The organism is Methanobacteriaceae archaeon, from assembly GCA_013403005.1.
Lineage (GTDB): Archaea > Methanobacteriota > Methanobacteria > Methanobacteriales > Methanobacteriaceae > Methanobacterium.
In genome coordinates this window covers 1-12,597 of sequence record JACBOA010000016.1, presented here as the reverse complement: position 1 = coordinate 12,597, position 12,597 = coordinate 1, and the positions used below count along the sequence as shown (strand labels likewise).

General features: G+C 38.0%; 11 protein-coding genes. 5 read left to right on the top strand and 6 right to left on the bottom strand.

Annotated elements, in window-relative coordinates:
* Positions 1-41: 41 nt before the first annotated feature.
* The gene (locus HVN35_10135) at positions 42-974 is read left to right on the top strand and encodes a DUF1743 domain-containing protein (GenBank protein NYB52899.1); all 933 of its coding nucleotides are present in this window, start codon (positions 42-44) and stop codon (positions 972-974) included.
* Between the two features lie 204 nt (positions 975-1,178).
* Here the strand turns inward: HVN35_10135 and HVN35_10130 are convergent, their stop codons facing one another.
* Positions 1,179-2,915 carry a glycosyltransferase gene (locus tag HVN35_10130; GenBank protein NYB52898.1) on the bottom strand — a complete coding sequence of 579 codons (1,737 nt, stop codon included), beginning with the start codon at positions 2,913-2,915 and terminating at the stop codon, positions 1,179-1,181.
* Between the two features lie 212 nt (positions 2,916-3,127).
* On the opposite strand from HVN35_10130, the gene purE reads away from it, so the two are divergent.
* Positions 3,128-4,183, top strand: a complete 1,056-nt coding sequence (gene purE / locus HVN35_10125; protein NYB52897.1) for a 5-(carboxyamino)imidazole ribonucleotide mutase — start codon at positions 3,128-3,130, stop codon at positions 4,181-4,183.
* A 623-nt stretch (positions 4,184-4,806) separates the two neighbouring features.
* Positions 4,807-6,090 (top strand): UbiD family decarboxylase, encoded by a 1,284-nt coding sequence (locus HVN35_10120; protein ID NYB52896.1) that lies wholly within the window; start codon positions 4,807-4,809, stop codon positions 6,088-6,090.
* 56 nt (positions 6,091-6,146) lie between these two features.
* On the opposite strand, the gene amrS is transcribed toward HVN35_10120, so the two are convergent.
* The 4 genes from amrS to HVN35_10100 are packed head-to-tail and all read right to left on the bottom strand — an operon-like array spanning position 6,147 to position 9,147.
* Positions 6,147-7,151 (bottom strand): AmmeMemoRadiSam system radical SAM enzyme, encoded by a 1,005-nt coding sequence (gene amrS, locus HVN35_10115; protein ID NYB52895.1) that lies wholly within the window; start codon positions 7,149-7,151, stop codon positions 6,147-6,149.
* A 57-nt stretch (positions 7,152-7,208) separates the two neighbouring features.
* On the bottom strand, positions 7,209-8,288 hold the full coding sequence (gene thiL, locus HVN35_10110) for a thiamine-phosphate kinase (protein ID NYB52894.1): 1,080 nt from the start codon (positions 8,286-8,288) through the stop codon (positions 7,209-7,211).
* A 27-nt stretch (positions 8,289-8,315) separates the two neighbouring features.
* Complete coding sequence (gene cfbA / locus HVN35_10105; GenBank protein NYB52893.1) at positions 8,316-8,777, bottom strand: sirohydrochlorin nickelochelatase; 462 nt, start codon at positions 8,775-8,777, stop codon at positions 8,316-8,318.
* Entirely contained in the window at positions 8,749-9,147 is a 399-nt protein-coding gene (locus HVN35_10100) for a Zn-ribbon domain-containing OB-fold protein (protein NYB52892.1), read from the bottom strand. The genes cfbA and HVN35_10100 overlap by 29 nt, the downstream gene beginning before the upstream one ends.
* 376 nt (positions 9,148-9,523) lie before the next feature.
* Here HVN35_10100 and HVN35_10095 point away from each other — a divergent pair, with 376 nt between their 5' ends.
* Both HVN35_10095 and HVN35_10090 read left to right on the top strand, forming a co-directional pair.
* A complete protein-coding gene (locus tag HVN35_10095) occupies positions 9,524-10,525 on the top strand; it encodes a hypothetical protein (GenBank protein ID NYB52891.1) in 1,002 nt (333 codons plus the stop codon).
* Positions 10,526-10,547: 22 nt separating this feature from the next.
* A complete protein-coding gene (locus tag HVN35_10090) occupies positions 10,548-11,564 on the top strand; it encodes a hypothetical protein (GenBank protein NYB52890.1) in 1,017 nt (338 codons plus the stop codon).
* 45 nt (positions 11,565-11,609) lie between these two features.
* Here the strand turns inward: HVN35_10090 and HVN35_10085 are convergent, their stop codons facing one another.
* The gene (locus HVN35_10085) at positions 11,610-12,203 is read right to left on the bottom strand and encodes a methyltransferase (GenBank protein ID NYB52889.1); all 594 of its coding nucleotides are present in this window, start codon (positions 12,201-12,203) and stop codon (positions 11,610-11,612) included.
* Positions 12,204-12,597 lie beyond the last annotated feature (394 nt).

Below are 12,597 nucleotides of genomic sequence, written 5' to 3'. Positions count from 1 at the left end.
CGGTGAAGACAGTGAAGTAAATATTCTGGAGAATATATAGCATGGAAATACTCACTCCCAAGGATTTAAAGGAAAAATTCCAGGATCCGTGGATAGCACCCTACCACAAAGTTCTTACCCTGGTAGATGGGGATTTGGTGGAAATTGTGGAATATCACCCCTGCATCTCCGGTTCTCAGTGGATGATCTACCAGTACCAGAACAGTAGCGACATAGTTCTAAAAGCCCAAAGGGATGGAAACAGACACACATTCCTGGTAAAAACGGGCAAATCCAATTTAAGTCTTACACCCAGCCTGCATGCAGCGGGAATAGAAGAGGTTTCAGTGGAGGAAGATGAAGTTAAAGTGGTGCACGCTGGTCTGGCTGGTGCTGGAGTGGGGGCTGCTATGTGCAGGGGAATGGCAGAAGGAGTGAAAAGAGTAGAATTAAAGGACATAGGGGGAGGTTCTAAGGTGGGTAGGGCCACTGTAGTCACCCCACGCCTTCAGAAAGTGGTTATTGGTATTGATGACACTGACACCAAAGATGAAGGTGCTACCTGGACATTGGCTCATAATGTGGGTGCAGAACTTGCCAGACAGGGATACGAATATCTGGATCATGTTACTGTCCAGCTTTACCCTCACAACCCTAATAAAACCCAAAACTGCGTAGGAATAGCCCTTGTTTTTGCAGTAAAACCTGGAGAAAAGGATGAACTGGTTCATAAGGTAGTAAAACTCTTAAAAAAAGGTACATTATCTGATAAAACTGCAATTGCAGTTCTTGAGGGAATAAGAGTTCCTGAAAAACTCAGATCATATGGGGAGGCAGCTAAAAAGTCTATGATAACTGTGGAAGAGGCTGAAGAAGTAGCTAAATCTGTAGGGGTTCAATTAGTGGAAGTCACGGGTTCTCAGGGTAAAATAGGTGCCCTGGCTGCCCTCGGGATGTATAATGATATTGAAGAGGCAGTTAAGGTTTATTATTGATCCCTTTTTTTTAATCCTTTTTTTTTTAATCATTGATTTGTAGTCATTCAGCAGACTAAGACCTTACATAATATTTAAGAATTCAAAAAATTTAAAGAGATTCATTCATTATTCATTCAAATCAAATTTTTTCATGTACTACAGGTTACAAGCTTTAGTTATGCTTCTCTTAAGTTATGATTCAGATGAGATTATTCCTTCTAACTAGTGGGGGGGTAAGTTGAAGTAAAATAGAACTCCTTGATCTGAGGTTGGGAATTCTGCAGTGGACTTGGCATCTCCTGCAACTTCAATCTTAATCACATTGTTTCCTTTAGTCACCAGGAATGTTTTTTGGGTGCTGCCTGGTTCAATAGTTATAATTTTATACAGATAACCATTGACATAGATTTTGTATGATCCATCCCTGAGTATTCCCGTAGTAGTGGCGATTTTTTGATTGTTTAGATACAGGTTAATGATTTTTCCATCAGAGGCAGTATGTTTTATTATCATTCCTTCGGTAATAGTTAAATTAGCTGCTCTCTCCAGGGGGATGTTTTTTTCCACATATAGATCTTTGAAGAAATTTCGCAGTTCACTATCCCGTATGGTATCCCTTACATTAAGTCCCAGTGCTGTTCTAGCATTGTAGGGTATCCTCATAATATTCTCTTCCTCACCAGGAATGGACTGATTCAGGACATAACTCTGACCATTAATAAAAATATGATCTCCATATCCTAATTCAAGTGTGTTAAGCGCATCTTGTGGCAAACGCATCGCAGAATATTCGTTTTCCAGTGCACTGTCCACGGTGTAGGGGCCGCGAATGTCAAAACTTTGGTTGGTGGTTGGTTGTTTGAGGAATATGAGATTCCGTGCAGTGGGTTCCACAGATATTTTCCCTTCATCAATGTGCACTGATCCCAGCATGGTGAAGAGCACTGCAAACATGATAAGTCCTGAAACAATCAGGGGTGAGTGCATGTAAAAGATTGATTTAATGTTCCGGGACTTATCATCTGGCCTTAAAATGGTTTTAATGGATGATCTAATGATCTTGATAATATAATAAGCAGCGATTATAATTCCAATAATGATTATGCCCAGCCCTATGTACAGAGCCACGTAGGAAGGGCGAATTTTAATGAAAAAAAGGAAGAAAAACCCGAGAGTTGTCAGTGAAAGGCCTAAAACTCCCATTCTTATGGACCTTCCCAGGCTGTCGATCATGGTGATGCGGCCATAGGTATTGGCACGGTCCACGATAGTTCGCACCACTTCAGTGGCTACAATGTTGAGTTCATACAGGGAGGACATGGCATGGTTAATACTACCAATATCAACCTCTTTAACTCGCACTCCCATCACATCTGCATCTAAAACTATCCCCACATCCACTCCGTAATCATCTTCCAACTGGATATTATTTAAGAAGGATCTTTTAGCGGCAAACTGGCCACTGAGAGGTTGTTCAAATTTAATCTCCGGGAAGAAAAAGCTTAATAATGGTTTAGCTGTTAATTCAGTAACTCTCCCTGCTTCTCTTTTAAATTTGGTCTTGGTAACATCAGCCTCTCCATTTAAAATGGGCCGAATCATTTTATCCACTTGTTTAGGGGTTAGTTTCTGAAGATCCGCATCTAGGAAAACAACTATGTCTCCTTTAGAGTTTTTAAACCCAGTTTTTATGGCAGCACCTTTTCCCCTGTTTTTGGTGTGGCTTATAACAGTTGCACCTGCTTCTTTTGCCACTCTTTCGGTGGCATCCAGTGAACCATCATTAACTACAATGATCTCATCAACATAATCTAGAGATTGAACAGCGCGGATCACACTAGCAACAGTTTTTTCCTCATTATATGCTGGTAATATGACTGATACGGTCATGGGCTTTTTTGAAGTCCTATTTTTCACCGAAGCGATGATAATAACTAGTAATAGAATAATCCAAGACACTTATATTACACCTCTAAATCTGACATGTTACCTTAACTAACTATGTAAAGTTATATAATACTTCTGATTCATCTAGTGACTCTTTAAATCTCTCTATTACAAAACTATATTATCCCTTTTAAGCATAAATTTTTATGTGTAAATGGGTTTTCACCTAAAATCCATTCAAATATAAAAAGTTGCTAATAAATCACTTAAAAGTGAGGTTTATCATGGAACCTAAGGTTATGATCATACTGGGCAGTGCTTCAGATTTTAAAATAGCTGAAAAAGCCACACAAATCCTGGAAAAACTGGGAATATACTACGATCTGAGAGTAGCCTCCGCCCACCGGACCCACGAAAAGGTTAAAAAAATAGTTACCAAGGCAACCAAGAATGGTGTAGATGTATTCATAGGTATTGCTGGATTATCAGCACATCTACCTGGTATAATAGCAGGAATTACTCATAAACCTGTTATTGGAGTACCAGTAGAGGTTAAAGTCGCAGGACTGGATGCACTTTTCGCCTCAGTCCAGATGCCATTAGGTGCTCCTGTAGCAACGGTGGGAATAGATAGGGGAGATAACGCTGCAATAATGGCGGCTCAAATAATAGGAATTGATAATAAGGATATTAGAGAGAGGTTGTCACAATTCAGAAACGATTTTTATTCTAAAATTGCAGAAGATGAGGAAGGCATTTTCCCCCAAATAAAGGGAAAATATTATTCCAAGATAAGCATTGATTTGGATGAAGAGAATGAAAAAGCCTTTGGAAATGAACTTGAAAGGGATGAAGTCACCATTCATCCTGGTGAAAGGATGGAGAACCGTCACCCTCCCCAAGTGGCAGTGATCTCTGGAAGTTACAGTGACATTAAGGTGGCTAAGAAGGCCACCATGTTCCTGGATAAACTGAATATTACCTACGATTCTGCGGTTATATCCCCAGTGAGATCCCCTGAAAAGTTTGAAAACTTCCTTAAAAGGAATAAGGATACCAATCTATTTATTGCCATATCCGGACTTTCCGCCCATGTGACCGGAGCAGTGGTGGCCTACACTGAAAAACCAGTTATAGGAGTTCCCTGCGCTATAAGAATGGATGGAATGGATGCACTACTTTCCATGGTGAACATGCCTCCGGGAGTGCCAGTGGCCACCGTTGGTATCGATGCAGGGGGTAACGCTGCAATACTCGCTGCTGAAATGCTCAGCATAGGTGATGAGGTTATAAAAAGGGACATTATGCGGTTTAAGGGGAATATTAACTGTAAAAGGTAGTTGAAAATGGAAATCTAGTTTTAACCTTGCTTTATTATCTTTTATTTTTTTTCCTTACAATTTTTTTCTAAGAGCCGTAAAAGTAGAGTAAAATGGCGTTGGAGCACCGGAATTTTTTATTCAGCTTTTATTAACTCTTCTACTGAATAGAAAAATTGGCTCTATAGAAATCCTCTTAGAATTTGAACAAATTTCACGGTATTTTCATGCCTCAAACGTTTCATTAAACATATTGATTCCATATGTTGGTGTAGTGTGTAAAATTATGCTTTGAATATATATAAAAGAATTAGTAGGTATGGTCATTTTAGCCATTTTAAAAGAGGTTGTAGTAATTTTTATAAGTTCGTCAGGATCAAAGTCACACATGGGATCACTCCAGTATTACGCTATAATACCTCAATTAGTGATCCCATCATACTAAATGATTTCCACAGAGCCAATATTTAATTATAAGAATAAGAGGGAATTTTTCAAGAAAAAAGCAAAAAATCGTCTTTGAGAGATTGGAATGTTAAAAATTAGTTTTCCCTTTACCGAGGATTTAAGGGGGGTTAACACAAATTCATAAAAAAACTCATAAAAATTATCGTTACTAATATCGAATGAAAGTTGGTGAATTTATGCAAAAATTCTTAAAAACTCTTGAAAATGACTTTAATATTATCAAAATAGATGAAAAGGTATCTACTAATCTGGAAGCATCTGGATTTTTAAGAAAATATCCAAAAGACACTATTATCATGGAAAACATCAAAGAATCGGATATGAAAGTCATATCAGGGATATGCAACACCCGTGAGAAAATAGCCCGGGCTTTGAACACAGATGTGGAAGGTATAACCCAGAAAATTATAAAGGCAACAGCAAATCCCGTTCCAATAACTAATTATAAAACGGTCCAAGATGTTTTTGATGTTTCCAAACCAGCAGACCTCAATGAAATTCCCATACTCACCTATTACCGGCGTGATGCTGGTCCTTACATCACTTCTGGGGTGATCATTGCCAAGGATCCGGAAACAGGAGTGCGGAATGCATCCATCCACCGCATGCTCGTGTTGGGTAAGGACAGTCTCACCGCCCGTATAGTTCCCAGACACCTTTACACTTACCATAAACGTGCTGAAGAACTGGATGAACCTCTGGAACTGGCCATTGCCATTGGAATGCACCCGGCCACCCTACTGGCCACCACCACATCCGTACCCATCAACGTGGATGAACTGGAAGTAGCCAACCATTTCCACCAGGGAAACATGAATCTTATTAAATGTGAAACAGTGGATTTAGAGGTACCTGAATGTGAAATACTCCTTGAAGGTAAGATGTTACCTCATGAAAGAGCTGAAGAAGGACCATTTGTTGACCTCACAGACACCTATGATGTAGTACGCCAGGAACCAGTTATCAAACTGGATCAGATGCACTACAGGAATGATTCAATGTATCACGCCATAATGCCTGCTGGCTTCGAGCATAAACTGCTACAGGGTCTTCCCCAAGAACCAAGAATATTCACTGCTGTTCAAAACACTGTGCCCACTGTGAAAAATGTTGCACTCACTGAAGGGGGATGTTGCTGGCTTCACGCTGCTATATCCATTCAAAAACAGACGCAAGGGGATGGAAAAAATGTTATCATGGCAGCACTGGCCGCTCACCCTTCGCTCAAACATTGTGTAGTGGTGGACGAGGATGTGGACATCTTTAATGCTGAGGATATTGAGTATGCCATAGCCACCCGGGTGAAAGGCGATGATGATATTCTAATAGTCCCTGGAGCCCGTGGTTCATCTCTGGATCCGTGTGCAACTCCTGAAGGCACAACTACCAAGATGGGTGTTGATGCAACTAAACCCCTGGATAAGCTGGAGAAGTTCGAAAGGGTTAGTTTTTCTGATTAGAGATTTCTAAAAATCTTAATTCTTTTTTTTGAAGTTATATATTGCAAATATGTTAATTAAACCATAATATGAATTTTAGCCCCACATTCGGGACATTTCTTATCTTTTTTGAGATGGTTAGCCCTGATTGTAAATCCATCTCTTTTTATGAGCAGTTCCCTGCATTCAGGACATCGGGTGTTCTCTCCATCACTGCCTGGAACATTACCCACATAAACATATTTAATCCCTGCTTCTGTGGCCATTTTCTGAGCTTTCTCCAGAGTTTCCACTGGAGTGGGTGGCACTTGCTTCATGTGGTAGTGGGGATAGAACCTGGTAAAGTGCAGGGGAATCTCCACATCCACCTCAGCCATGAATTTAACCAGTGCAGAGAGATCTTCATGGGAATCATTGTATCCGGGTATCACCAGATTGGTAACTTCCAGGTGAATTCCCTGATCATGCATGATCTGGATGTTTTCCAGTACTGGTTCCAGTCTGGCCTGGCACAGTTCCTGGTAGAACGTATCTGACATCCCCTTCAAATCCACATTAGCCGCGTCCAGATAGGGGCTGATGAGATCCAGACTTTCCTGGCTCATATAACCATTGGTTACATAAACCGTCTTCACATCATTTTTTTTAGCCAGTTTAGCTGAGTCATAGGTGTATTCAAACCACATGGTGGGTTCATTATAGGTCCAGGAAATGGAAGCACAGAGATTTTCCTGGGCCAATTCTATAGCGTGCTCTGGAAGGATATCATTGGTCCCTATCTCCTCCAGTGTAGCCTGGGATATGGTCCAATTCTGACAGTAAGGGCATCGGAAGTTGCAACCCACACTCCCCAAACTGAATGAAAGGCTTCCAGGATAAAAATGGAATAGGGGTTTTTTCTCAATAGGATCCACTGCCACTGAGGAGGCTGAGGCATAGTTCAAACTGTACATGGTGCCATCTTCGTTCTGTCGCATACCACAAAAACCAGTCTTCCCATTGGATATTACACAGCCACGGTGACAAACATGGCAGTTTAGCGCCCCATCCAGCTTTTCATAAAGTATTGCTTCCTTTTTCATGATAATAACCCTCCAATCCTTATTTGAATCCGAATAATCAAAGAATAATCAATAAAATTAATCCTTATTAAAGTGCTGGTAACCTTTGGGCTTTAATATATTTGTTTTACCAGCCTTATCTACTATTTCCATCTTACCAGAACTGGTCACCACACCCACCTGATGAAGCCCGAATTCATCTTTTAATGTTTCAAATTCATCCTTTCTGATGGTTAAAAGAAGTTCAAAGTCTTCACCATAATAAAGTGCAAAATCAAGAGCATCCCTGTTCAGTAGGGATGCAAATTCTCTTGTTTCTGGATTTATGGGGATCATGGTCTCAAAAATAGTAATTCCCACACTATTTTCAGAAGCTTCCAAGATCTCCCCCATTTCACTGGCCAGACCATCAGTAATATCTGTAGCAGAGGTCACAGCACCAGTTTCTGCCAGCATTAAACCCTCTTTCAATCTTGCCTTCGGTTCAAGGGCATGTTTCTCAACCAGTTTCAGTGTAGAGGATTTAAGAGTCTTTTTGAGTTTTTCCTGAACTGGTGGTGGAGCTAGTAAAAATTCAAATCCTGCTGCAGCCACACCCAAGGGGCCGGTGACTGCCACCACATCCCCGGGCATTGCACCTTCCTTCATCAGAACTTTATCTTTATCCACAGTGCCTAAACAGGTTCCACTGAGGATGAGTTCATCTGCCTGGTTAGTGTCACCACCCATGAGTCCCATTTCATAATCCTGACAGGCCTCAAATACACCTTCCATGATTTTGTCAAACTCTCCCAGGGGCAGATCTTTAACCAAACCTAAAGAAAGTATAAAACCGAATGGTTTTGCTCCCATAGCTGCTAAATCACTAACATTAACTGTAACCACTTTCATACCCTTCTCTTTAGGACTCATAGTAGGGGGTAGATGAGATGATTCCAGAAGAAGGTCAGAAGTGACAGCCAAATATTTGTCACCGAAATCAATTAAAGCAGCATCATCACTGAGACTTTTAAAATAAGATTCATCAAAAAAAGTAGAATTAGGTTGAAATGCACGACCATGTTTAAGGAGTCGTTTAATAAGTTTTTTCTCACCGAGATGGGATATTTCGAGATTTTTTTCGAATTTTACCCTATTCAAATATTTTTTTGAAGACATTATTTTTAATTTAAAGACAGAATTTCTTTAAAGTGCGTTATCTACTCTGTCTTTGATTATATCTGCAATTTTGGGGTCAGCACCCAGTGGATCCGTGTATATAATCTCTCCCTGGAAGTGAATTTCTTCTTGAACTTCATCATCATGTGAATGGCTGTGCCCATGATCATGTCCATGGCTGTGCCCCTGGGTGTCATCTCCATTGTTTAATCCCAGAATATGGGGAATATCCTGTTTAGTGTGCACTCCATGAGCCAGAAAAACAGGGGTTACCACAATCTTTTCCACACCCATCTGGGCTAGTTTATTGATGGATGAGGGAATTGATGGTTTGTTCATATTCATAAATCCTATTTCTACAGGATGTTCAGTTTGCATCCGATAAATATCTGCTATTTGGCTTAGAACGTCTTTACCATAGGGTAATCTGCTTCCGTGCCCCACCAGCAGGACACCAATCTTACTGTCTGAGTTTGAATTTGTAACCATAGGAAATAACTCCTTCTTCGCCTTCTTCTCTAATTTTTCTAAACACTAATTCAACTTCCTGACCTACTTCAATATCCCCAATGTCGCAGTCCACAATTTGGCTGGTAACTTTGGCTCCTTCTTCCAGTTCAATTATAGCCACAGCATAGGGTGATATATTCTTAAATTCATCGGTTGGTGTGTGAATAACGGAGTAACTGTGAATTTTCCCCTTTCCACTGAATTTGATATCCTCTAGTTTCCCTTTCCTCCGGCACTCAGGACAGATAACTCGCATGGGAAAAAACACTTCACCGCATTGTAAACACTTTGATCCAATGAGATTGTACCTTTGTGAAATGTGACGCCAGCCTCTTACAATATCTTTCATTTTACTACCTCGCTAAGCTTTAATTTTGGTTGATCTTGATTTAACAGAAAATTCATCAGCATCGAGTTACTTGAAAATTTGCATTCTATTAACATTCTATTAATCTGGATTATTATTGGATATTTATTCGTATAATTTTGTATATAATTCTGATGTTTTTAATAAGTTTTTTAGTTTTTTTTATCAATGTCTTCTGATTTAGGAGTAATAGTTTGTTCCATATCCAAAGTTAAAATTTACTTTTTTTTACTTGGTTTTAAAGCACTCCATTAAATCCCTTAAATATTACTTATAGTAAACTTTATTATTAATTAATAAAATTATATAATTTAATAATAATTATTGTTGGTTAAAAACGAAACTAAGGGTTGGAATCATGGATGATAAAGGTTATGTCATGGGAATAGTTTCGTTTCTTCTCATAATACCCACTGTTTTACTGTTAATCATATTTATTAACATGATGGTGGGGCAGGAAGTTATGGAACAATCAGAGATAACTTCCGATGATGTTTTATTTGTAGCAAAGGATTTGGAAACAAATTTGCCGATCATAGGCCGGGAAGTGCTAAAAAACAAATCAGAAAAGGTGGTCATCAATGGAAATCCTCTTAAAAATAGTAGAAAAGAGATCAAAGAAGATATTCAGTGTAATATGGATATTTTATGTTCTAAATACTCTCATGAAGGTTTCCGGGCTAAATGTGAGGTGTGGTCTGTGAATAACAGCCAAGATCCATTTAAAATAGAAATTAAATCCACCATTACCGTTGAGAAGGGCTCTATTAAACACCAAGTAGATTTAAAACAGAATATTTCTCTTAAAAATGGATCATATCCTATTATGGATCCTTTACCCTTTGTCAAGTGCAAAAATCATGGTGGAGTAAGCATCCGGGATGGGAAAATATTTTACGGGTCAAGTCTTGCTAATTATCTGAAATCCAGAGGTGTTAATAATTCTGAAGCTTATGAAAATGCTACATCCCCATTATATATTAATAAATGTCCGTATGATCCTTATAGTCTTCATGGGAACTCTATTGATTTAATAAATTTAAAAAATTGTATTGATAATGGTTTTTATCACGAAAGTAGTGATGGGTCATGTTTTTTCTGTAGGCTGGAAGGTAAAGGAGTATGTCCACATTATGGTATGGAAACATTCATTGTACCAGCACCCTCTCCTAATTCACCTTATTTAAATCTATCATCTTCTATGGCTACCAGTTCTCCGGATCATGTTATATTCGATGATACAGGTCATGGAACATACTATGGTCATGAAATCATCTATTTCTACAATGGTACCCATTATTTTCACCTTTTTCTCGATGATTCTCACCGGAAAAAGTATGGATTACCACTATATGGATAAATCAATGATTAATAGTGATGGGATGTTTTTGGATAAATTAGCTGAAGATAAAAAGGGGATAGTATTTTCTATAGATCTAATGCTGGCTTTGATATTAATAACAGTAATATTGGGGGTTTCAGCCAATACTATGGATATTGTAGGTTCTAAAATGCAGGACTATTCCTATGCCCATTCTTTAGAAAGAATTACCATGAGTGGTGCAGATATGCTGATTAAAACTCCGGGTTCTCCTGAAAACTGGGAAGAATTAATGGAATTAAATGGGATTACACCAGGGTTGGCAGAAATAGACTCCTCAAAAATGACTAGTAAACCAAATGTTCTAAGCAAAGCTAAAATAGAACGTCTTAAACAATCTTATGATTTATTAATGTTAGGAAAGGTGATTCCTGAATACTGTAATTCCACATTAATTATCTACCCCGTAGATCAGTGCCTGGAACCAATTGTAGTTAAAAATATAAGTACAAATCAATCTTCAAGTGATGTGTGGGTGGTAAACCGAACTGTAATGTGTAATTACATTAACACCAGCGCTCTGGTTTTTATAAAAGCTGTAAATGAGAATTCTACTATATCTGAACAGAATAATCAGGGAGAAATTTGTCCACACTCTGAATATAATAAAACTGATGGGCACAGAAAGGTTGATTTTGAAAATAGAAAGCCAGGATGGATTTGTTATCATTTTAGAGTTACTAAGTTCATGTTAGAATCAACAGATTTCTATGTTATGACAGATCCTGAAATTATTCCAGACCCATCCGCGGGGTGGATGATTGATCGACCCGAAAACATGTCAAAAGAGTTAAAAAACTTCAATAATAAACCTGTTTTAGTTAATGAAAGAATCAATGAATGTTTAAATAATAACACAACTGCAGTTTTGTGGTTCCATGTTTTTTACTCTGGGAATCTTGATAAGTCATTCAACACCTATCTTGCTGGATTTCCTAAGGGAACCCCCACTGATAAAGTTAAATTATCCTACCTCAATCCCCAGCCATGTTATTTTGTTTTTAGAGTATGGTATTAAATTGTATAAATGGTTCTAATTGTAATACCTATAGGACTTTGGAGTCTACTTCATTTTTCCAGTTATAACCACCACTTCTTCAAAAAAACATTTTTTTTTGGCAGTAACCGATGATTCGAAACCCAAATCCTCTAATTTTTGCAGTGTTTTATCAATATCGGACAGAGATGACTGGACCAGTTGAACTCTACCTCCGGGGTTAAGATGATCCCTTAAATCATCCAGAAACTGATCAATAACTTTTCTACCATCTTTACCACCATCCCATGCAGCTTCCAGTTCATCATTGACTTTTTCATCTTCAGATGTAGGTAGGTAGGGTGTATTAAATAAAATTAAGTCGAATTTCTCACCTTCAACAGGTTCGAATAAATTTCCTTTTTTTAACTCCACATTGTAAGATTTGTTGGCTATTATATTTTTTAAAGCACAATCTATGGCATGGGGATTAATATCAGTAGCAGTAACTGTGCGGCATAGTTTAGATGTTAATATTGAGATAATTCCAGTTCCAGTTCCTATTTCCAGCACACGGTCCTTTCGTTCTACTTGAAGATTTTCTGCTAATAAAAAGGTATCTTCCGCCGGTTCATACACCTTTGGATGAGTTTGATAGTAAATTCCTTTGTAATTTAACATATCAGGCCTCTACATAGAATCTAATTCAATTTAAGCATTTAATAAGAGTTATATAAATCTAATTTTTTTAATTCAATTCTCTATAATCATTCAGATATTCCAATTTCCATCTACTTATTTAATCAATAGCTAATTCAATCTTAATTTTAATCCGAATCTATTATCTAGTCTATTCTATCCAATCTATTAGTCTTAATTAAGTTCTATTAAAAATCTAATGAATTAAAAAAATTTTAACAATATAAACATGGTGTCTGATTTGATATTGAAATTTATGAATTGTTTGGACATGATTTCACACATCAATTCTTATCCGAATGTCTTTAATAAAAGTACAATCGAAAAATCTCCATATATCATAATAGGGTCTTAAGAATCGAAATATTTATCAATT